This window comes from Aromatoleum toluvorans (assembly GCF_012910905.1).
Classification (GTDB): Bacteria; Pseudomonadota; Gammaproteobacteria; order Burkholderiales; family Rhodocyclaceae; genus Aromatoleum; species Aromatoleum toluvorans.
The window spans coordinates 99837-120144 of sequence record NZ_WTVN01000001.1 but is presented as its reverse complement, the minus strand read 5'-3'; the positions used below and the strand labels follow the sequence as shown (position 1 = coordinate 120144).

The 20308-nt window shown below is 63.7% G+C and carries 19 protein-coding genes and 1 pseudogene; 10 read left to right on the top strand and 10 right to left on the bottom strand.

The features are described 5' to 3' along the window. Positions 1-16: 16 nt before the first annotated feature. From GPA22_RS00560 to GPA22_RS00550, 3 genes and pseudogenes are all read right to left on the bottom strand, one after another. Positions 17-883: an SDR family NAD(P)-dependent oxidoreductase gene (locus tag GPA22_RS00560; RefSeq protein WP_211168853.1), complete on the bottom strand. Its 867-nt coding sequence runs from the start codon at positions 881-883 to the stop codon at positions 17-19. Between the two features lie 26 nt (positions 884-909). Further along, complete coding sequence (locus GPA22_RS00555; protein ID WP_169254149.1) at positions 910-2052, bottom strand: CaiB/BaiF CoA transferase family protein; 1143 nt, start codon at positions 2050-2052, stop codon at positions 910-912. A 245-nt stretch (positions 2053-2297) separates the two neighbouring features. Next, a pseudogene (locus tag GPA22_RS00550) lies at positions 2298-2567 on the bottom strand (ISAs1 family transposase); the annotation flags it as partial. On the opposite strand from GPA22_RS00550, the gene GPA22_RS23005 reads away from it, so the two are divergent. Both GPA22_RS23005 and GPA22_RS00540 read left to right on the top strand, forming a co-directional pair. Beyond that, on the top strand, positions 2499-2798 hold the full coding sequence (locus GPA22_RS23005; RefSeq protein ID WP_343035904.1) for a thioredoxin domain-containing protein: 300 nt from the start codon (positions 2499-2501) through the stop codon (positions 2796-2798). The pseudogene GPA22_RS00550 and the gene GPA22_RS23005 overlap by 69 nt on opposite strands. Further along, positions 2795-3094 (top strand): DsbA family protein, encoded by a 300-nt coding sequence (locus tag GPA22_RS00540; protein WP_169254147.1) that lies wholly within the window; start codon positions 2795-2797, stop codon positions 3092-3094. Before GPA22_RS23005 ends, GPA22_RS00540 begins: the two co-directional genes overlap by 4 nt. Positions 3095-4200: 1106 nt before the next feature. Here GPA22_RS00540 and GPA22_RS00535 read toward each other — a convergent pair. From GPA22_RS00535 to GPA22_RS00510, 6 genes are all read right to left on the bottom strand, one after another. After that, entirely contained in the window at positions 4201-4572 is a 372-nt protein-coding gene (locus GPA22_RS00535; RefSeq protein ID WP_169254146.1) for an integration host factor subunit alpha, read from the bottom strand. A gap of 279 nt (positions 4573-4851) precedes the next feature. Then, positions 4852-5091 (bottom strand): IS4 family transposase, encoded by a 240-nt coding sequence (locus tag GPA22_RS00530; protein ID WP_281374074.1) that lies wholly within the window; start codon positions 5089-5091, stop codon positions 4852-4854. Positions 5092-5274: 183 nt separating this feature from the next. Then, positions 5275-5913: a GTP cyclohydrolase II gene (ribA, locus tag GPA22_RS00525; protein ID WP_169254144.1), complete on the bottom strand. Its 639-nt coding sequence runs from the start codon at positions 5911-5913 to the stop codon at positions 5275-5277. A gap of 180 nt (positions 5914-6093) precedes the next feature. Continuing rightward, on the bottom strand, positions 6094-8040 hold the full coding sequence (locus GPA22_RS00520; RefSeq protein ID WP_169254143.1) for a putative bifunctional diguanylate cyclase/phosphodiesterase: 1947 nt from the start codon (positions 8038-8040) through the stop codon (positions 6094-6096). 14 nt (positions 8041-8054) lie between these two features. Further along, entirely contained in the window at positions 8055-8447 is a 393-nt protein-coding gene (locus GPA22_RS00515; RefSeq protein WP_169254142.1) for a VOC family protein, read from the bottom strand. 35 nt (positions 8448-8482) lie between these two features. Continuing rightward, positions 8483-10114, bottom strand: a complete 1632-nt coding sequence (locus GPA22_RS00510) for an ATP-dependent acyl-CoA ligase (protein ID WP_169254141.1) — start codon at positions 10112-10114, stop codon at positions 8483-8485. A gap of 188 nt (positions 10115-10302) precedes the next feature. Between GPA22_RS00510 and GPA22_RS00505 the strand changes: the two genes are divergently transcribed. Together GPA22_RS00505 and GPA22_RS00500 are read left to right on the top strand one after the other, a co-directional pair. Next, positions 10303-10992, top strand: a complete 690-nt coding sequence (locus GPA22_RS00505) for a TetR/AcrR family transcriptional regulator (protein WP_050416206.1) — start codon at positions 10303-10305, stop codon at positions 10990-10992. A 189-nt stretch (positions 10993-11181) separates the two neighbouring features. After that, positions 11182-12762 carry a phytoene desaturase family protein gene (locus tag GPA22_RS00500; protein ID WP_169204647.1) on the top strand — a complete coding sequence of 527 codons (1581 nt, stop codon included), beginning with the start codon at positions 11182-11184 and terminating at the stop codon, positions 12760-12762. A gap of 33 nt (positions 12763-12795) precedes the next feature. Here the strand turns inward: GPA22_RS00500 and GPA22_RS00495 are convergent, their stop codons facing one another. After that, positions 12796-13515: a TetR/AcrR family transcriptional regulator gene (locus GPA22_RS00495; protein ID WP_169204552.1), complete on the bottom strand. Its 720-nt coding sequence runs from the start codon at positions 13513-13515 to the stop codon at positions 12796-12798. 194 nt (positions 13516-13709) lie between these two features. Here GPA22_RS00495 and GPA22_RS00490 point away from each other — a divergent pair, with 194 nt between their 5' ends. The 6 genes from GPA22_RS00490 (at position 13710) to GPA22_RS00465 (ending at position 20302) form a co-directional block, all read left to right on the top strand. Further along, on the top strand, positions 13710-14984 hold the full coding sequence (locus GPA22_RS00490; protein ID WP_169204551.1) for a cytochrome P450: 1275 nt from the start codon (positions 13710-13712) through the stop codon (positions 14982-14984). A 65-nt stretch (positions 14985-15049) separates the two neighbouring features. After that, positions 15050-16081 (top strand): hypothetical protein, encoded by a 1032-nt coding sequence (locus GPA22_RS00485; protein ID WP_050416202.1) that lies wholly within the window; start codon positions 15050-15052, stop codon positions 16079-16081. A 38-nt stretch (positions 16082-16119) separates the two neighbouring features. Then, positions 16120-16476, top strand: coding sequence for a hypothetical protein (locus GPA22_RS00480; protein WP_096447438.1), 357 nt, complete (start codon positions 16120-16122; stop codon positions 16474-16476). Positions 16477-16792: 316 nt separating this feature from the next. Next, positions 16793-17302 (top strand): carboxymuconolactone decarboxylase family protein, encoded by a 510-nt coding sequence (locus GPA22_RS00475; RefSeq protein ID WP_050416200.1) that lies wholly within the window; start codon positions 16793-16795, stop codon positions 17300-17302. Positions 17303-17306: 4 nt separating this feature from the next. Further along, positions 17307-19538 carry a CoA transferase gene (locus GPA22_RS00470; protein ID WP_169204549.1) on the top strand — a complete coding sequence of 744 codons (2232 nt, stop codon included), beginning with the start codon at positions 17307-17309 and terminating at the stop codon, positions 19536-19538. A gap of 26 nt (positions 19539-19564) precedes the next feature. Then, entirely contained in the window at positions 19565-20302 is a 738-nt protein-coding gene (locus GPA22_RS00465) for an SDR family NAD(P)-dependent oxidoreductase (RefSeq protein WP_096447434.1), read from the top strand. Positions 20303-20308 lie beyond the last annotated feature (6 nt).

The window sequence follows — 20308 nt, the reverse complement described above, 5'->3', positions numbered from 1 at the left end:
CGGCGCCGCCAGGTATTCAGCCCTGGCCGATGTTGCCGGCGCTGAAACTGCGGTCCTCGTTGTAGATGCCGCCGAAGGGGAACAGGCCGGGTCCCCACGCCAGCAGGCCGCCGTCGATGAGCAGGGTCGTTCCGGTGCAAAAGCGCGATTCGTCGCTCGCCAGGAACACGGCGGCATGAGCGATGTCCCCGGGCAGGCCGACCGAGGGCCAGGGCAGGCGGCCTTTCATGAAGGCGAGCATTTCCTGCTCGTTTTTCGCGCCGCGGATCAGAGGCGTAAAGATTCCTCCCGGTGCGATGTTGTTGACCCGGATGCGGGCCGGGGCGAGTTCGACGGCGGCGCTTTGAGTCAGGTTGACGACCCCTGCCTTCGCTGCGGAATAGGCGGCCGGCCCGCTGCCGGCGTTCAGCCCGGCGGTGGATGATGTGTTGATGATCGAGCCGCCGCAGCCTTGGCGTTTCATGGCATTGCCGGCGTGCTTGATGCCGAGGAAGACCGAGCGTAGCAGCAGGGCAATGGTTCGGTCCCAATCCTCGATCGGCGTTTCGGTGACAGGGGCCATGGTGCCGCCCGCGCCGGCATTGCTGAAAAAACAGTCGAGCCGGCCGAAATTGTCGAGGGCCAAGGCAACCGCCGCTTCGATGTCTTCCTCGCGGGAAACGTCGGTACGCAGGAAACGAATCGATTTGGCGTGTCCCTTTTGCGCGGCCAAAACCAGCGTCTCCTCGGCGGTGACGGGGTTGAGGTCGGCGATGACGACCTGGGCGCCCTGGTCGAGGAAGAAAAGTGCCGAAGCGCGCCCTATGCCGCTGGCGCCGCCGGTGATGACGGCGACCTTGTCCTGTAAACGGCCTCGTGTTGCTGTTTCCATGTTGCTAGCCATGCTTCCTCCCCGTCGTTGAATTCGCTTCAAATGATCCCTGCAGCGGCAAGGTCGGCCAGTTCGGCGGGAGAAAAACCTGCCTCGGCCAGAACTTCCGAGGTGTGCTGTCCTGCGCTTTCCGGCAGGCGGCCCGCGCTGCCGGGCGTGCGGCTGAAACGGGGGGCGGGCGCGGGCTGGGCGATGCCGTCGATGTCGATGAAGGTATTGCGCGCGCGGTGATGCGGATGCGCCAGGGCTTGGTCGAAGTCGAGCACGGGGGCGAAGCAGGCATCCGTTCCCTCCAGCAGGGCGCGCCATTCATCCTGGCTGCGGCGCACGAATATGCGGCGCAGCTTTTCCCGCAATTCCGGCCAGGCCTGCTTGTTCCATTGGTCGGCAAATTCCGGATCATCGATTTGGCACAATTCGAGCAGCAGGCGATAGAACTGGGGCTCGATCGCGCCGATGGCGATATGGCGACCGTCGGCGCATTCGTAACAGCCGTAGAAGTGCGCGCCTCCGTCCAGCAAATTGTCGGCCCGTTGCCTACTCCACTGCTCTTTGGCGCGCATGCCGTAATACATGCAGGCAAGACTGGCGGTGCCGTCCGAGATGGCGGCATCGATTACCTGTCCCTGACCCGAAGTTTTCGCTTCAAGAAGGGCGCAGACGATGCCGAATGCGAGAATCATGCCGCCGCCGCCCATGTCGCCGACCAGATGCAGGGGCGGCGTCGGGGGGCGATCGGCATAGCCCATGGCGCCCAGGGCGCCGCTGATCGCGATGTAGTTGATGTCGTGCCCGGCGGTATGGGACAGCGGCCCCTGCTGGCCCCAGCCCGTCATGCGGCCGTAGACCAGGCGGTGGTTGTGCGCCAGGCAGATGTCGGGTCCCAAGCCGAGGCGCTCCATCACGCCGGGGCGAAAGCCCTCGATCAGGACGTCGGCTGTTTCCACCAGACGCAGTACCAGGTCGGCGGCGCCTTCCTTCTTCATGTCCAGTGCGACCGAACGGCGTCCCCGGTCGGTGACGGTCCGCTTCAGCTTGTCGAAGTCGCTTTGGACGGTCGAGGGTTTGCGTTCGATGCAGATGACGTCGGCGCCCATGTCCGCCAGCATCATTCCACAGAAGGGCCCGGGGCCCAGTCCGGCCATCTCGACGACGCGAATGCCATGCAGGGGTCCAGCCATGTGTGCTCCATTGGGAATAGTCGATGTGTCTTTGTATGCTGGCCGTCCCGTTGCGGCATCGGCGGATGCGACGATTTTTTTCGATCTGACCGAGGGGGTGCCGAAAATTGTCGCGGTGTCGCAGATTTGTCCGTTCCGACGATGAGGCCGAAAGTTGTGCTGGCTATCTTGTTGCTCAAGAGCATCAGCGATGCCGGTCCATCGGGTTCGGTCCGATGGACCGGCAGGGCTTTCGCACCTTTTTGTCATGCTGTGAATCCACGCTGTTCGGCACGAAACTGATCGGACGAGGCGGCCAATAGGCGCTTGGTCTTGATGCTGGCCTTTCGTGAAGTGTTCAGGTGAACGAGGTCGATGACGATGTGGCGGATGATAGCGAGGTTGTTGGCCGCGAAACCGGTACGCTCGCGCGACTGGTCGTCGTTGAATTGGACGTCGAGACACCAATGAAGGCGGTTCTCGACTTCCCAATGGCTCCGACCGGCTTGGGCTATACGCTCGGCGTCGGCCGGCAGGAAACGCATGCGACGCAGCGCATCGAGGCAGATCGCAGCGCCCTGATACCCATGCATTCGCCAACGCTGGGCAAGGCCGATGCGCCGGTCGTCATCGTCGAGTTTCTCGATCCCGCGTGCGAAACCTGCCGGGCGTTCTACCCGCGCGTGAAGGAAGATGATGGAGGAGAATCCGGACAAGATTCGCGTGGATGCAGCGCGACGCGCCCTTCCATAACGGATCCAACATGATCGTCGCCGTGTTGGAGGCGGCCCGCCGGCAGGGCAAGTTCTGGGCGGCGCTCGAAGCTCTGCTGGCGTCGCAGGACGAATGGGCACCCCACCATACGCCGCAGCTGGGGCTGGTATGGAAGTACCTCGAGCAACTGGGCCTGGACATGGAACGCAGGGCCCTGGACATGACTTCGCCCGAAATCGCCAAAGTGATCGAGCAGGGCCTTGCGGATGCAAAAATCTTGAATGTATCCAAGACGCGGAGTTCTTCGTCAATGGCAAGCCGTTGCCGAGTTTTGGCTATGAACAGCTGAGATCGCTCGTCGACGACGTGCTGTCGGATGGACGTGCGCGGTGATGTGATGCAACGAATCACGGAGTGAGGCAGAGGACGCGACGCCACGAGAGATCGTTAATTTGTTCGAGGAATGACACGTCCCAAGTTGTATGCCGCCGTCCGAACAAGATCCGAGTGTAGCGCCGGCATCGTGTGTCTGAAATCGCCTCGTGCAAGAGCTATTGCTCAGGGATGAAGCCAAGAATAAGGCAGTTGTAGGAGGCGTAGCTGTCGTCGAACCTACCAGGGCCGAATGGCCGGAGTGCGGCGGGTCCTGACGAAGCCGGATGGACGCATGGCTGCGCACAAAGCTGTCCTTCGCGTCCATCACGAGGTGGAACGGTGAGCATCGGTTGCGATCGCGCGCTGTGTGTCTAGAATGATTTGTCGGGTGCGCGATTCGGGTTCGAAAGCGCCTACTTGGGAACCCGTTCGGCGCATGCAGAAGGGCGCCGAAACCGTTCTACAAAACTGTGGCGCCATGAGCGCTGACGCGGCTTCCGGGGCCACAGATGAGTGGAGATTGTAGATTGAAAAAATGCTCAAGTAACTGATTGATAAGAAAACTGATAGGGATTGTGGCTCCAGTTGTCACCGGTTAGATCCCGGTATGTCGCCCCATGTTTTCAAGTACTTGCAGCGCTTTTGCATGCTGAAGACATATTGCAAAAAGTCACGCAAGTGCTTGTTTTCGCTGTGTTGAGCACTGGACTGTAACTACCCGGATATGGGGAGCAACGGTGGAATTCCAGTCGCGCAGCGCTGCAGGAAACCTGAAAGTGGTTGCGGAGCCAGGCGCCACCTGTTAGGCGCGGCTTGTTTCTTAGGGTAGCTCGGAGCATGCGAGGCATTACCCGGCGGCCAACGCTCGAATCCTGCAAACCTTGTAAGATCAGTGGACCGACTGAGCGGTGTTCCTATTGGTCGGTGTGAACTCGCGACGCGCATATGCCGACGCAGAGACTCAGCGGCGCCCGAATCACGACAGGGTAGAGGACGCGTAATCATGTGACGGTTGGCAGCCGAATGGGGCGTGCGACGAAGCCTCGGGTTGGCCGGCCTGCCACCGCCCGATCCGGCTGCTCAGACCGGCTCTGTTATTCGCCAGCGCTGAACTTCGTAAGAGCCCCCGACCGATTTGTTGGCTTGGCGCGACTCCTGATGCTTGCTCGCAATTCCACTGACCGTCAGCTTGAGTTTCTGGCTGGGGTGAAACGTCACGACGCGGCGCGCGGTCACCCGCGCCGTCTCACCGGTCTTCGGGTTGCGCCCTGGACGCTCGGGCTTTTCGCGCAGCTGAAATCCGCCGAAGCCCGACAGTTTGACGTCCTCACCAGCTTCGAGCGAAGCGCTGATTTCCTCGAAAAAAGCCTCGACCATCTCCAAGGCTTCCCGCTTGTTCAGTCCGACGTTGTCGGCGACGACTTGGACGATTTCTGCTTTTGTTAGCGTCATGTTCTTGTCTTCTAATCCCTGAGCCTGATCGCGGCGGCTGGGCGGCTGTCGCCCGTCTCGAACTCGGGCTGATATAGCACTTTTCCCGATAACAGGTAAAGCACCTGGCAGCTGGACGACGAAGGGGCGGTTTCCCTGGTGGCGCTGCGACTCATGGTGGCGGTGGTTTTCGGCGATCCGTGACGTTCGGGCGGTAATGTCAAAAGCAGCCTGCGCCCACCCTGCTTGATGCGTCAGCGATGGGGTCCGCCGCGTTATCCGCATAGGATTTCGCACAGCTCATATCGCATGACCAGCCCGCATATGCTCGACGCCCTCGACGAAGTCTCTGACGCGCTGGAGACCCCGCCGCAGGGTCTTCACGCGGGGTTCGCCGTCGCACTTGCGGCCGAGAGACCTGCCGAGCGTAGCGATCTGCCGGATCACCTCGCGGATCGTTGGCGGAGAGACCGGGACGGTTGTCATGCCGTTCCGCCTGTTTAGACAGCTGGACGCCGCCGACCGCGGTGGGATGACCAAGGTGGCGCTCGTGGCAGCGCGCGACGGTGGGCGCCGTCCCCGGGGATTTGAGTATCGCGGTGTTCAACGGGGAGGCGTTGCGCGCTATACGGCGCGCACCGTGTTCGGGACATGCAACGACCGTGCGGTCGGGTCGCCTCTTGGTACTTGGGCCGTAATGTCCAGCGCACACATGCGCCCCGGTCAGGCTTCCGGCCAAGGGAACAGATGGCCGAGCCGCACCGTCTTCGTGCGCAGGTAGCCGGCGTTGTGGGGGTTGGGCTCGATGATGTGGGGGACGCGCTCGGCCACCGAAATGTCGTAGTGCTCCAACGCGTGCACCTTGCGGGGATTGTTCGTCATCAGCTTCAGCGTCGCAATGCCGAGGCTGCGCAGCATCGCCGCCGCGACCGAGTAGTCGCGCCTATCCGCAGGGAAGCCGAGACGTTCGTTGGCCTCGACGGTGTCGGCGCCCTGATCCTGCAGCGCGTACGCGCGGATCTTGTTCAGCAGCCCGATTCCGCGGCCTTCCTGGCGCAGGTACAGCAGCACGCCGCGGCCTTCGGTGGCGATCGCGTCCAGTGCTGCTTCGAGCTGCGGGCCGCAGTCGCAGCGCCGGCTGAACAGCGCATCGCCGGTCAGGCATTCCGAATGGACGCGGGTGAGCACCGGCGCCCCGTCGGCCACGGCGCCGAGGGTCAGGGCGACATGCTCGCGTCCGCTGGCGACTTCTTCGAATCCGTGGAGCTCGAACGTCGCCCACGGTGTCGGCAGGTGACACGAGGCGACGTGGAGAACCTCAGCGCCGGACGTTTTGTCCGTTTCGTTGAACTTGTTCTGCATGCTAGTTCTCTGTTGGCTCCGCGCTGCCAGGCCGGACGACGTGTTATCGCCGGACGTTCGAACGGTTTCGGGAAAAGCAGCCAGGATCGGCGATTGACGGTCGGTGCAGGTCGAGGTGGTTGAGATCAATGTGAGTCTTTGCCGGGCATCGTGCAATGGGTGAAAACGCCCCGCGCGGGCTCAGTGCGCGGGTGAAGCCGGGCTCGCCCAAGGTGAAGCTGCCCGCCACGCCCCGAACTGGTCGGCCGCCATGGGATGGCTCACAAAATGGCCCTGTGCGATGTCACATCCCAGTTCCGTCACGCGCCGCAACGCATCCTGGCTTTCCACGCCCTCCGCCACAACTTCGAAGCCCAGCTTGTGCCCCATTTGTGCGGCCGAGCCGACGATGGTCGCGCAATCCTCGCTCTGTACCAGCGGGATGACGAACGACTGGTCGATCTTGATTGCATCGACTGGCAGGCGATGCAGATAACCCAGGCTCGAATAGCCGGCACCGAAGTCGTCGATGGCAAGTTGAAAACCCAGCCGCTTCAGGGAGTGAAGGATCTCGACCGCGGCCGAGGCGTCCACCATCAGCGCGCTCTCCGTCAGCTCCAGCTGAATCCAGCCTGGCTGGGCTCCCCAGGTCTCGACCAGGCCCTTGAGCTTGTCGAGCAGCGTCGGGTCTCGCAGATCGTGCGCCGAGAGATTCACCGACAGCGGCAGTTCGATTCCTGCCATGTGCCACGCGTAGCGCTGGCGGAACGCCGCTTCGAGGACCCAGTGAGTGACGGGGGTGATCATTCCCGCCTGTTCCGCGAGCGTGATGAACTCGAACGTCGGGACCTGGCCGAGCAGTGGATGCTTCCACCGAACAAGTGCCTCGGCGCCACAGATCGCTGCCGAAGCCAGGTGCAGCTTGGGCTGAAGCTGGAGTGCGAGTTGGTGCCTCTCGATCGCGTGGCGCAGCTCCCCCATCAACGCCAGCCTGCGCGAGGCTTCCTGATCGAGCGCCGGTGCAAAGACCGCGTAGTCCCGACCGGCCTGCATCGCATCGCGCATCGCCACGCGAGCGCGTCGTAGTAATACCTCCGCGTCCGCCCCATGGCCGGGAAACAGGGCCAGACCGGTGTGAGTGTGTACATCGAACGCTAACCCCTCGACGTCAATCGAGGTGTGCAACAACTTTGAAAGCTGCTGTGCCGTCGCGGAGGAGCGAGCCGAATCGGCATTCGGTAACAGCAGCGCGAATTCGCCTTCGCCTACGCGGGCGACTGTTTCGGCAAGCTCGGCCTCGATCAGTCGGCGAGCGAATGTCTGGATGAGCCGATCGCCTTGAGCGTAACCCAGGGTGTCATTGACTTCCTGCAGATGGTCGAGGCTCACGATCATGAGCGCGAGCGGCTGGTTCTGCGCGACCGCGGTGGCAAGAACGGACTCGAACCGCTCGCATAAGCTCGCCCGATTGGGCAGACCGGTCAGCGCATCGCAGTAGGCCATGCGGTGAATGGTGGCTTCAGCCTCCTGGCGGCGAAGCCGCGAGCGAAGGTTGCTGATGCCGTAAGCGAGATCGTCGGCCAACTCCGCGAGCAGTTTCACCTCCGCCTCGTCGAAGGCGTCCGGCTCCGAGGCCGCAATCCCCAGCGTGCCGATCACCTCACCGTCGACGTGCAGCGGAAAGGCGCTGGCGGATTCGTAGCGAAAGCGAAGCGCCTCCGCGCGCCACGGCGCGTGATCGGGGTCGGTCAGCAGGTGGCGCACGATGCACGGTTTGCCCGTGCGGATTGAAGTACCGGTCACGCTGTGACCGAACTCGTTGTCGGCCCAGCTCGCATACAGGTTTCGAAGCGTCTCCTCCTCCTGCTCATAGTGGTCGTCGAAACCGAACGCCGCGAGGGAGACGGACTTTCGCTCATCGTGCTGGACGTAGCCGACGTAGCTCATGCGGTAGCCGCCTTGCTCAACGATGACGCGGCACATCGCACTCACCAGTTCGCCTTCATCGCCGGCCCGCAACAGCGTCCTGTTGCCCGCGCTGAGCGTCTTAAGAGCGCGGTTGACGCGAAGTAGTTCCTTCTCGTTGTCGGCTATCGTCGCCGAAGCGTTGGGTCGTGTGATTTGAGCATTGGCTGGCGTACTCATCATTCAGTATAGACAGCCTATCCCTCTTCTTCAGATTTGCGGCAGGAGGCCACGAGTTTGTTTCCGTCGAGGTCGCGTATGTATGCGGCGTAGGCATGCGGCGCGAAAGGTCGGGGGCCGGGGGCGCCTTCGCAGGTACCCCCGAGTTCAAGCGCGCGCCGATGGAACTCGCGCACGGCAGCACGGTTCGGGGCTGTGAGGCCGATGGTCATGCCGTTACCCGTAGTGGCAGGTTCTCCGTTACGCGGGTAGAGGATCATGAACTGCGGTGCCTCGATACCCCAGCCGCAGGCCTTGCCTTCGACCTCAAGCAGGCACTTGAACTGCAGCGGGTCGAGAACCTGGTCGTAGAAGGTCTTCGCGCGCGCGATGTCGCGCGTCCCGAGCGTGACGTGGGTAAAGATGCTCATGGTGTCTTCCTCTCCGTTTTTCTGCCTTATGGGGATCAGCGTTTGCTGACCGTGATGTCGGTCTCTTCCAGATCCCAGGTCGTTGGCGTCTTGCCCTCTTCGCGCAGCTGGTACTTCAGCACCCGGCCCTGCGGGTTCTTGGGCATCGAGCTGCGGAATTCGATATAGCGGGGGAGGGCGTAATAGGGAACGGAGTCGATTGCCCACTTGAACAATTCTTCGGGCATGAGGGCGCTGCCGGGCTTGAGAATCGCGGTGACCTTGACGTCATCCTCGCCCTTGTCGGAAGGCACGGCGTGGACCGCAACTTCTTCGATGGCCGGATGCGCTGCGAAGGCGGCTTCCATCTCGAAGCTCGAGATGTTTTCGCCGCGCCGGCGCAGGTAGTCCTTCTTGCGGTCCACGAAATAGAAGAAACCTTCTTCGTCGAATTTTCCGATGTCGCCGGTGTGGAACCACATGTTGCGCAACAGCTTCATGGTGTCGGCGGGGCGTCCCCAGTAGCCCATGAACATGATGTCGGGGCGCAGGGGGCGAACGACGATCTCGCCTGGCGTGTTGGCCGGAAGCTCACGATCGAGGTCGTCGACGATGCGCACGTCGAAGTCGGGGATGCGCTTCCCGGAGGAGCCCGGCGCTGCGTACTCGCCGCCGGGTAGCGAGGTAATGACGCTCGCTTCGGTGAGGCCGTAGCCATTGCCGCCCACCTGCTTGGCGCCGAAGCGTTCGCGCCAGATCCTCTTCGATTCCTCGGTGAAGGGATTGCCGCGCACGGTGTGGATCTGTCCGACGCAACGTTTCATCGACTCGTTGTCCGGCGCCTGAGCGAGCAGTCCGCCCATGCTGCCGAGGATCGACGCGATGGTGGCGCCGCTGCGCTCGACTTCGGGCCAGAAATTGGATACCGAGAAGCGCTGCACGATCGCGACCCGGGCGCCGACCATGATGTTCGAGAGGATGCCGACACACAGCGCGTTCATGTGGAAGAGCGGCAGCGGGGTGATGGTGATGTCATTCTCGGTTGCCGGTCCCGCGCGCAGCTGGAGGCGGGCGAGATTGCACATGTAGTTGTAGCTCAGCATGCAGCCCTTGGACGGCCCGGTGGTGCCCGACGTATAGACGATGCAGGCGAGGTCCCAGGGATTCGGCTTCGTCTCGATCGCGCCGTCGCGCCGGCCCCGGTGTTCGTCCAGCGGCGCGATGCGGGCGCGGCACTCCGGGACCTTGGTGAGGTGGGCGCGGTGAAGGATCAGCTGCATTTCCGGCAATCCGTCCGCCACCTGCGCGATGCGTTCGACGTAATCCGCCTCGCAGATCACGATTGCAGCCTGCGAGTCCGCGATCTGATGGCGGAGGAACTCGCCCCGCAGCGCAGTGTTGACAGGAACACTCACGGCACACAGTTTGTTGATGGCGAGCCAGGCCACGACTGCATCGATGTTGTTGTCGAGCATGCTCAGGACCGTCTGCCCGGCCTGGACGCCCAATGCTGCGAGCGAGTGGGCGAGGCGCGTCGAAAGCTGGTCGACCTGGCCGTAAGTGTAAAACTCGCCGCCGAAGTCGAGCAGCACCCGCTCGGGGTGCTTTGCAACTGCCCGGTCGAGTGCCGCGATGACCGTATCCTGTGGGCCGACCGACCAGCTTTCCTGATTGCCCATGCCTGCCATGTAATGTCTCCTGTCCCGATTCGCCGTGTTGGGGTGATGTGCAGCTTTCCTTGTGATGGTAAAACATAAACACAAACAGAAAAACTGTCAAATATAAGGAGGCGGAGTGATCATTTTGATGGGGGCTCGGATGTTCATGCGGTTGGGGCACGCTACAATCACCGTCGGTGAATTCTCGGGGAGCGGAGATGGCGGAAGCAGTCGAGGCGGGAAAGGCAAAGGTGAAGAAGCCTCGCGCGACCGCCTCTGCGAAGGAGGGCGCCGAGCCCGCGCCGGTCAAGGCCGTGAAGGCAGTTCGCCGGAACAGGCGGTCCGAAAGCACGATCCTGGGCATTTTCGACGCTACCGAAGCGGTGGTTCTCGAGTCCGGAGCAGACCGGGTAAATATCCTCGACGTTTGTGAGACCGCAGGCATCTCGCGTGGGACGTTCTACAGGTATTTTTCGTCGCAGGACGATCTCCTGGACGCGTTTTCACGTCATCGGCGCGATCGTTTCCATGCCGCGCTGATCGAGGCGACTGCTCCGTATACCGATCCGGACGAACGTTTCGACGCCGTATTGCGATTCGTCGATGATTACCTCGAGCGCGGCAATGCACGACGGCTGCTCGTGGTCGCGCCGGAGTACGCAATGCGCTGGCTGCAGCGCATCTTCCCCGACTCGGTGATCCGGTTCCAGGACGTGCTTGGGCCGGTCTTCGATGCGTGGGAGTCGCGTGCGGGAATCAAAATCGACCGCGAGCTCACCTGCGAACTGCTGGTCCGATACATCCTCAGTGAGATTCTCGTCCCCGCCGGCCCTGAGCGCCGAAGCCTGCCGCGCCGCCTCGAGCGGATGTTCGCCATGCTGATGCAGGGCCGCGTTTCCCGCCGCTGAACACGCCGCGTCCGCCCGCCGCTGCGGACGAGCGAGGGTGCGGCATCCGTCCGTCTTCCACTGCGCTTTGACTCCGCGTCAAACCGCTCCGCCGTGTCCGGCCGGGGCGCTGTGCTTCAATCGGTTGGTTCGTCGAATCGGACGCATTTCACCAACAAGCGCATCCGGCACACCCCGGAGGGAGACAGAATGAGTGGCGCAAACAGTTATGACGTGGCGATCGTCGGTGGCGGGCACAATGGCTTGGCGGCCGCCTGTTATCTGGCCGAGGCAGGCAAACGTGTCGTCGTCATCGAGGCCCGCGAGAAGATCGGCGGCATGGCCTCCAGTGGTTACCTGATTCCGGAGGCGCCCCGGCATCTGATCAACCCCTGCGCGCTTGATCTTATGTCGCTCCGGGTTCATCCCATGATGCCGCAGGAGCTGCAGCTCGAGCGTCATGGGTTTCGTCAGGTCGAAATGTCTCCCGGATATGTGTACGTCCATCCGGATGGCAATTCGCTGGTGTTCTGGCGCGAGCCGGAAAAGACTGCGGCCGAGATCCGGCGCTTCTCGTCCCGAGACGCGGAGGAGTTCCTGGCACTGATGAAGCTCGTGGATGCCTTCATCGACATGGCCATTCCGATGATGCGTGTCGACCCCGCGCAGCGCAACCTGGGCGCGAAATGGCAGGCCCTGAAGGCGGTCCTCAGGAACCGCCATCTGAAACCGGAAATCATGGCGCTCATCGGCAGTCCGGCGTACACGTCGATCATGGAGCGCTTCGAGCATCCGGTCGTACAGTCGGCGCTGTGCTGCCTGCTTGGCGCGGCCGGACCCATCGCGAACGACGCGACGGGGATCTACTTCGCGCTGTTGGGCTTCATCCATCGCTTCGGGCTGGGTCGCGCCGTGGGGGGGACCCAGGCGTTGTCGGATGCGCTGGCAGCCCGGTTGCGCGAGCTGGGTGGGGAGATCCTGGTTTCTGCGCCGGTGGCGGAGATCATTGCCGGCGATGGTCGGGCGAAGGGGGTGCGACTCAAGGACGGACGTGTACTGTCGGCGAAAGCCGTGGTGGCGTCGATCCACCCGAAGATGGCGCTGGAAATGGTTACGCCCGGGGCGCTCGATCGGCGCACGCTAACTCGCGTAGCACTTGCGCCGGCCAACGGCCACGGGGCATCGCCACTGAAGGTCGATGTCGCGCTCAGTAGCCAGGTGAATTACCGCCGCATTGAAGCCCTGCGGGCCGACGGGCTGAGTCTGCGCAAGAGCGTGCTCCTGATCGGCACCTCCGATGCCGTGCTCGACAACTTCCGCTGCGCCGCGAGCGGCGAGGTGTCGAAGCTGCCCTACATGTGGATCACGGTGCCGACCGCTGTCGATCCTGGGCAGGCGCCAGAGGGGCAGGACGTGGCCTACCTCTATCCCGTTGCGACGCCGGTCGAGCCGCGCGAAGGATGGGATGCCATCAGGGACCGGGTAGGGCAGACGGTCATCGACCAGGCCGCCGAATACATGCTGGGTCTCAAGGAATTCGAGATCGGTCGTCGGGTCGAGGCCGCGCCGGACCTGGAGAAACGGCTCAATGTGCATCGCGGCTGCGTGGTGCATGTGGATACGAGCACCACGCGTTCCGCGATGATGAGGCCGGCGGCGGGATTGGGTGGGGACAGCCTGCCGGTTGCAGGACTCTTCCTCGGAGGCGCGGGCATCCACCCGGGTGGTGGGGTCAACGGCTTGCCGGGACGGATCGCCGCCAGTCGGGTGAAGCGTTTCCTCGCACGCTGATGTGGCGCGCGTCGCGCAAGGTGGCCGTAGCTGTCAGGCCGCTTCGGGCGGCGTCTTCGGCGGGGCGTCGGGCCGCATGAGCGGATGTTGGTCGCTGCGCTCGCGCTCGACGGCAGCCAGCACGAAGGCGACCGCGAAGCGTCGCCATGTGTCCGCGTCGTCGGCGTTCGCCACGTCCAGGCCGCACAGGGTGACGACGGTGTAGCGGCTGACGAAGGCGCTGGTGGTCACCTGCGCGGCTGCGGCGAGGAACAGGTCCGGGTCGACGTTCGCACGAAAATCGCCACTTTGGGCCCCGCGCGCGAGCACGCTGCGCATCTTGCGCTTGAGCTCGGGAGCTAGGTCGACAAAGCTGTTGCGCGGCGTGGCATGGCTCTCGTGGTAGCGGATCCCTTCCTGTGCGAGCGCGCTCAGCATGGGGTCGCAATAGGGCCGGATCATGTGGTTGAGGAGTGCCCGCAGCGCGTCACGCGGCGCCAGGTGATCCAGTTCTACCGCGACGAGTTCGCCCATGGTCGTCGCGGACGAGTCTTCCAGCACGCAGGCGAAGAGTTCCTCCTTGCTCCGGAAGTAGTGATAAACGAGCTGTTTTGTGACGCCGGCGGCATGGGCGATATCGTCGATGCGGGCGTCCGCCAGTCCCTTGGCGGCGAATTCCCGTCGCGCCGCAGCGCTGATGCGGCGCAAGGTCTCCCTCTTATCGGGTGCCGCGCGTTCGGTCGACTTGCTCGGGTTTCGGGAAGAGCTGGGCATGTTGGAAGATTTCGTTTCCGCTTGTTGTCCGCGAAGCTTAGCGCAGTTGACTCGAGGTCAAACGACAGTCGCTGCCGAATCGGCCACCGCTTCGATTTGATGGTTAGGATGTGGACGCTTTTGCAAAAAATGCGCATGTGTCTGGCGGTTGTTTCTCGATAACCGCAGCAACGGGCGCCACACAGGAGACAACCGTGAGCACCGATATCCTCAACCTCGACCTCGAAACCGCATACACGGCCGTATCGGAAACCTACAAGGGCAAAGGCGACATTCACGCCGCGTGCCGGGAGATGCGCGGCAAGTCCCCGATCTACGTCGGGGACTTCATCAAGCAGTTCGGCGTGCCGACGAACGCCGGCCTCAAACAGGGCACTCGGCCCACGTTCGCGCTGTTCGGCTACAAGGACGTGATGAACGTGCTGCGTGATGCCGACACTTACACCAACGGATTCATTGCCGAGGGACTGGGGGCATTCTTCGATGGCCTGATCATTCTCGCGATGGACGGCGAGCAACACCGGCGCGTGCGGGCCTTGCTGCAACCGGCCTTCATGCCGGATACGGTCAACAAGTGGCGGGGCCAGATCGACCACGTGATCCGCAAGGACTTCCTCGAGCCGATGGTGTCGCAGAGGAAGGCGGATCTGATGGACTTCGGCTTGTACTTCCCGATCCGTGAAATGTACGCGCTGATGGGTTTCCCGACGGACGACACCGAGAAGTACAAGAAGTACGCGGCATGGACCCTGGCGATGGTCGGAGGCAACCAGGTCGACCCCGAGAAGATCGATGAGGCGCGCCGCAATGCCGGGGTTGCGGTCAAACTGCTCTATGACGCCATTCAGGAGGTGGTGGTCAAGCGCCGCGCCGAGGGCTCCCACGGCGACGACATCATTGGGCGCCTGCTGCGTGCCGAATATGAGGGCGAGAGGCTCGACGACCACCAGGTCATCACCTTTGTGCGCTCGCTGTTGCCGGCGGCGGGCGAGACGACCACGCGCACGTTCAGTTCCGTCATGACCCTGTTGCTGACGACGCCGGGGCTGGTCGATCGCGTCAGGGCCGACCGCTCGCTGGTGCCCAAGCTGATCGACGAAGCCGTCCGCTATGAGCCGGTGGCGACCTTCAAGGTGCGCGAGACGGCCAAGGAGGTGGAACTGCACGGCGTGACGATCCCCAAGGGGTCGTTCGTGCAGTGCATGGTGGTATCGGCGAACCGGGACGAGGAGGTGTTCGAGAACCCGGACCAGTTCGACATCGACCGCAAGCTCAAGCCCTCCTTCGGTTTCGGGTTCGGCCCGCACATGTGCATCGGACAGTTCGTTGCCAAGGTGGAGCTCAATTGCGCGATCAACGCGATCCTCGATCTCTTTCCGAACCTGCGGCTGGACCCGGACAAGCCCGCACCGGTCATCGAAGGTGCCCAGCTGCGCGGCGCGTCCCACGTGCATGTGATCTGGGACTGAACCCGGGCACCGTTCCCGCCCGTCGCGCGCACGGGCGGCTTCCCGACCTCTTCCGGAATTCAACGATGAGAATCTTCCAGACCGTTCCTCAACGGGGCGATTTCGCCTATCAATGCCTGGTCGGACCGCAGAAAGTCAGCGGCGCCAAGCTCGCGGACCTGCGTGATCATTTTGGGCTCAAGCTCACCAAGCACATGCCCTTCGGCAGTGTGCGCGACGAAGAAGGGCACATCTATTCCTTCGTCCGTGCCGTAAATGCGCCTGGCAGCTCCCCCAATCCGACAAAGTTCATCTATCAGTCCACCCGGATTGACGAGCGCCACATTCGGGTCGACAAGGAAAGGATCCTGCCTCGCGCGATGACGATGTTCCCTAAACGCTGGCTGGAAGGAGATACCGCCTGCTGGTCCAGCCTGGACGGCGAACCCGGCGAGCCGTGGCTGATCACCGCGTCGGGTGAGCGCTTCAGCTGGAAGGAGGAGGGGCTTCTCGACATCGGCGGGCCGCTTATCGGCAACGGCATGCAGTGGTACCTGCCCGGCGAGGATTGGGGCACCTTCTACGTGTCGCAACTCTACGACGTGTCCGGCATCTGCGAGGGGCGTCCGGTGAAGGGCGTCATCGCGCTCGACCAGGCGTGGATGGCCGACGGCGGCGCCATTCACTTCCAGAAGGACCTCGTCGTAAACAACAAGATGCACGTCATCTGGTGGTCGTTCGCGACGATCTACAAGGACGGGACCTGGGATGCGGGCTCGTTTATGGTCGGTCACGAGAATCTGGGCTACGCGATCTTCCAGAACCACAAGGGCGAGATCTATTGCACGACGGATATCGAGGGCGAGGTGCGACACAAGGAGGGAAGTTATTTCGCCGAAACTGCCCGTATCGTGGTCGATGGCCGGGAGGAGTGGGAGTTCCTGCCTGATCCGAAAGGCGAAATGATGGACTTTGTCGGCGGATTCCCGATCACCGCGCAACAGGAAGGCCGCTGGAGGCGTGTGGGTGATACGCGCGAGCCGGATCGCTGGATGGCCTGGGGCGAATCGGACCGCCGCAACGGCAGCGCGCGCAATGTGCGCGGCAGCGAACTCTGACGCGCCCAATCAACACGAGACACGAAAAAGGAGCTCCCATGAGCATCGACGCGAAGGCCATCGAGCATTTCCTGCACACACAGCTTGCCCGATGGAACGCCTCCGACAAGGAAGGTTTTCTGGCTGCTTACCGCGAGGTCGCGCCCGGCGGTCTCTCAATCGAATACGTCGGCCGACCGCCCGCTGACGGGTGGCCGGTGCTTGAAGCGATGTGGACCGCACAGAACGCCAAGATCGACATCGAGGAGGTCGCGATGATCATCAATGGCTGCGAGGCGGCCTGTCACAACCGCAACAGGGTGAAGGGGACCGATGTGACGATCGAAACCATCGAGCTCTATCGCTTCGACGAGGGCGGCAAGCTCCACGTGCGCTACTTCATTCGTCAGCCCTGAACGGGCAGTAACGGCGCGGTCGGGAAAAACCGCGATTGCGAACGTCCTCTCTACATCCTGAGGCAGGTGCGGCGTGTTCTGACACCCGGTCAGATCACGCCGTTCTTGTTTCGGAGGGGATTCAGTCGTATATTTGAACAAAAATGCAAAAACTGAACATATAACTACGAGAGGCTGTGCATCGGTGAGGCCGCTCGACCCCGCGATCGAGCGCTTCATGCAGGGTCGGGTGGCTCGTCGAAGTTCTGCAGCCTTGCCTGAGCGTTCTGACCGACGTCTCGCCGGGCAATCCGTTCATCCCAACCGAGGACCCACCATGGCGAGAATCCAGCCCATTCCCCTCGATGCGTTGCCTGCACCGCTTGCCGACGCAGTGGCGCGGGGGTGCGCCAATCGCATGTTGAGTTCCACCGTTCCGGTGCAGGTCTGGGCACATCGCCCCGAGCTTGCCCAAGCCTGGCTCGCGACCCTGGAAACGATGCACGTGAGTGGGGTGCTCGACGGCCGCCTCCGCGAGCTGGTGCGGCTCAGGATCGCCTCGATCACGACCTGCAAGGCGTGTCAGCTCGCGCGCAAGGACGACGCGGTGAGCGAGGAGGATATCGCCTGCCTGAGCGCGGACGATGCTCGTTTTTCGCCGCACGAGAAGGCGGCGCTGCGATACGCCGAGCTCTTTGCGGCCGACTACATGGCCATCGACGACGCGGTATTCGCCGAGCTCGGCCGCCATTTTTCCACCGCCCAGATCGTCGAGCTGAACATGTTCTGCGCGCTGATGCTAGCGGGTGGGCGCATGACCTATGTGCAGCAGGCGTACGCGGAGTAGGGCGATGCACGAAGGCATCCTCGCCGGTATCCGCGTCGTCGAGATCGCATGCGGCATCCCCGGTCCGGCGGCCGGGTTGCTGCTCTCGGAGGCGGGTGCGGAAGTCATCCGCATCGAAGCGCCGGGCAGCGATGCGGAGCAGGGCACGGCCTTGTTCTCCGTTCTCAACAGGGGAAAGCGTCGGGTCGAGCTCGACCTGGATCGCGATGATGGGCGCGGGCGTCTGCGTGCCTTGCTGGCCGACGCCGACGTGTTGATCCACGACTTCATACCTCGCCGTGCGGCAGCGTTGGGGCTGGCGGACGACGTGCTTGCTGCAGCATGCCCGCAGCTTGTTGTCTCGGCAATCACCGGCTGGCCATCCCGGCATCCACTCGCCGAGGCCTTGCCGCGGGAATCGCTCGTGCTCGCGCGCTTGGGTCTGCTCGACGAGCAGCCTGGTCATCGGCCGGGCCCGATCTTCGTCCGCATGCCATTCGCGAGTTGGCTCGCCGCCTGGTTCTGCGTCATCGGGGTGATGGCGCGTCTGATCGCACGTCGACGCGACGGGCGCGGCGGGGCGGCTCACACCAGCCTCGCCCAGGCCGCGCTCGCACCGATGAGCATGCACTGGTCACGCGCCGAGACTCCGACACCGGTGTTCGCGAAAGGGCTCGACAAGACGACGCCTATTCCGCTGCACCGATGCTTCGACGGGCGCTGGATCCATGTGCACTACTCGCCGGACAAGGCGCCTTGGATGGCAGAGGCGCTCGCAGCGATGGGGCCCGAGGCGGTCGCGGCGGAGAACGCGAAATATCCGCCCAGCCACGTTGCGCCAAACTTCGGCGCGAATAGAGCAATCATTGCCACGCGCCCCGCGCAGGAATGGGTCGAACACTTCTGGCAGCACGACGTGGCCGCACAGGTGGCGGCCCCTTTCGGTGAGATATACCGCGACGAACAGGCGCGTGCCAACGGATTTGTCGTGATGGTGGATGATCCCGTCCTCGGTCGCGTGTTCGAACCCGGGCCGGCGTACACCACCGACCCTCCCCCGCGCCTGCGCGGCGGGTTGCTGCCGCTTGAATCGGACCCGGCTTGGAGCGTCCCGCGCGCGCAAGCATTCGACGGCGTGCCGAAGGGGCAGTCGGGGAGCGCACCCCTCACTGGCCTCAGGGTGCTCGACCTGGGCGCCTACCTTGCGGGGCCCTTCGCGACGCAGCTCCTCGCCGACCTCGGCGCCGAAGTCATCAAGGTGGAACCCCCCGGTGGCGATGCGATGCGCCGTCTGGAACGGATCTTCGCCGGCACGCAGCGTGGCAAGCTCGGTGCGACGCTCAAGCTCGGGGATCCGACCGCACAACCGGCACTCGCGGCGCTGGTGCGCTGGGCCGACGTGGTTCATCACAACGTCCGCCTGCCGGCCGCGCACAAGCTGGGTATCGACTACGAAACGCTGAAGGCGATCAATCCGGCGCTTGTGTATTGCCACATCAGCTCCTACGGTCCGCTGGGACCGCGCAAGGACTGGCCCGGGTTCGACCAGCTGATGCAGGCGGCCTGCGGCTGGGAAGTGGAATGCGGCGGCGAGGGGAGGCCGCCGATGTGGTTGCGCTTCGGCGTCGGGGACTACTTCGCCGCGCTGTCGTCAGTGTTCGCACTCCTGCTCGCGCATTTTCAGCGCCAGATAACGGGCGACGGACAGGCGGTGGCGGCATCGCTCCTCGGCGCGACGCTACTGACCGTGGGCGAGGCCGTGATGCGCGCCGACGGCAGTCTGTCCCCGATCGATCACCTCGACGCGGCGCAGACCGGCGTGTCGCCGGATCACCGTCTGTATCGCTGCGCGGACGGCTGGCTGGCTGTCGCCGCGCTGCGGCCGGAGGAAGCGCGGGCGCTCGCCGCCTTGGCCGGGAACGATCGCGAGGCCTGGTTTGCGGCGTTCAGCCGCGAGACGGCCTGCGAGTGTCTGACCGCGGCGGGGGTGCCTTGCGAGCCCGCGCTCGAAAACCCCGGTCTGAGCTTTCTCGACGACGACGGCTGCCGACGGGCGGGGCTGCACGCCGCCTATCCGCACGCGGTGTATGGGCACCTCGAACAGGTCGGCGCGTACTGGAACTTTTGCGACCTGCCCCTCGCCCTTGACCGGGCACCGCCGGCGCTGGGCGAGCACAGCCACAGGGTGTGGCGATCGGTCGGGCTCGACGAAGGGCAGATTCAAAGCATGGTCGCCGCGGCCGTGACCAATCCCTGACGCATGGACGAAGGAGAAACGAACACGTGAACGAACTGGACTTCAGCGGCAAGACGGTACTCGTGGTGGGAGGATCGAGCGGGATCGGCAACGGCATGGCGCAGGCCTTCCGTCGGCGCGGGGCGAGCGTCCACGTCTGGGGCACGCGACCGACCGCCGCCGATTATGCGGATTCGGCCGACTCGAACCTCGAGGGACTCGCGTATGCGCAAGTGGACGTGGCCGACGCAGATGCGGTGGCGTGCGCGCCGGTGCCGTTCGAGCGGCTCGACGTGCTGATCTGCTCGCAAGGCACGGTGCGCTACAACCGCGAGGAGTTCAAGGTGCCGGCCTTTCGGGAGGTCGTGAACGTGAACCTCGTGAGCCTCATGGCCTGCGGCGACAAGTTCCACGACATGCTCGCCGAGAGCCGCGGATCGATGATCATCGTGAGTTCGGCCGCGGCCTTCCATTCCACGGTCGGCACCCCGGCCTACAACGCTTCCAAGACGGGGGCCTACGGCCTTACCCGCACGCTGGGCGAAGCGTGGGCACGCGACGGCATCCGCGTGAACGGCATCGCCCCCGGGCTCGTCGCGACCAAGCTTACCCGCATCACGACGGATCACCCCAAGCGCCTGGAGGCATCGCTCAAGAATATTCCCCTCGGCCGCCTCGGCACGCCGGAAGAGATGGCCGGTGCGGCGCTCTTTCTCGCTTCGCCGCTGGCGTCCTACATGCTCGGCCAGACCCTGCTGGTCGATGGTGGCCTGCTGCTCGCCTGATGGAGA

Excerpts from the sequence above, each read along its gene's own strand:
- GPA22_RS23005 (WP_343035904.1), top strand. The coding sequence starts at position 2,499 with ATGAAGGCGGTTCTCGACTTCCCAATGGCTCCGACCGGCTTGGGCTAT.
- GPA22_RS00475 (WP_050416200.1), top strand. The coding sequence starts at position 16,793 with ATGGCGAGAATCCAGCCCATTCCCCTCGATGCGTTGCCTGCACCGCTT.
- GPA22_RS00560 (WP_211168853.1), bottom strand. The coding sequence starts at position 883 with ATGGCTAGCAACATGGAAACAGCAACACGAGGCCGTTTACAGGACAAG.
- GPA22_RS00485 (WP_050416202.1), top strand. The coding sequence starts at position 15,050 with ATGAGAATCTTCCAGACCGTTCCTCAACGGGGCGATTTCGCCTATCAA.
- GPA22_RS00520 (WP_169254143.1), bottom strand. The coding sequence starts at position 8,040 with ATGATGAGTACGCCAGCCAATGCTCAAATCACACGACCCAACGCTTCG.
- GPA22_RS00505 (WP_050416206.1), top strand. The coding sequence starts at position 10,303 with ATGGCGGAAGCAGTCGAGGCGGGAAAGGCAAAGGTGAAGAAGCCTCGC.
- GPA22_RS00555 (WP_169254149.1), bottom strand. The coding sequence starts at position 2,052 with ATGGCTGGACCCCTGCATGGCATTCGCGTCGTCGAGATGGCCGGACTG.
- ribA (WP_169254144.1), bottom strand. The coding sequence starts at position 5,913 with ATGCAGAACAAGTTCAACGAAACGGACAAAACGTCCGGCGCTGAGGTT.
- GPA22_RS00510 (WP_169254141.1), bottom strand. The coding sequence starts at position 10,114 with ATGGCAGGCATGGGCAATCAGGAAAGCTGGTCGGTCGGCCCACAGGAT.
- GPA22_RS00495 (WP_169204552.1), bottom strand. The coding sequence starts at position 13,515 with ATGCCCAGCTCTTCCCGAAACCCGAGCAAGTCGACCGAACGCGCGGCA.
- GPA22_RS00470 (WP_169204549.1), top strand. The coding sequence starts at position 17,307 with ATGCACGAAGGCATCCTCGCCGGTATCCGCGTCGTCGAGATCGCATGC.
- GPA22_RS00500 (WP_169204647.1), top strand. The coding sequence starts at position 11,182 with ATGAGTGGCGCAAACAGTTATGACGTGGCGATCGTCGGTGGCGGGCAC.
- GPA22_RS00480 (WP_096447438.1), top strand. The coding sequence starts at position 16,120 with ATGAGCATCGACGCGAAGGCCATCGAGCATTTCCTGCACACACAGCTT.
- GPA22_RS00540 (WP_169254147.1), top strand. The coding sequence starts at position 2,795 with ATGATCGTCGCCGTGTTGGAGGCGGCCCGCCGGCAGGGCAAGTTCTGG.
- GPA22_RS00535 (WP_169254146.1), bottom strand. The coding sequence starts at position 4,572 with ATGACGCTAACAAAAGCAGAAATCGTCCAAGTCGTCGCCGACAACGTC.
- GPA22_RS00515 (WP_169254142.1), bottom strand. The coding sequence starts at position 8,447 with ATGAGCATCTTTACCCACGTCACGCTCGGGACGCGCGACATCGCGCGC.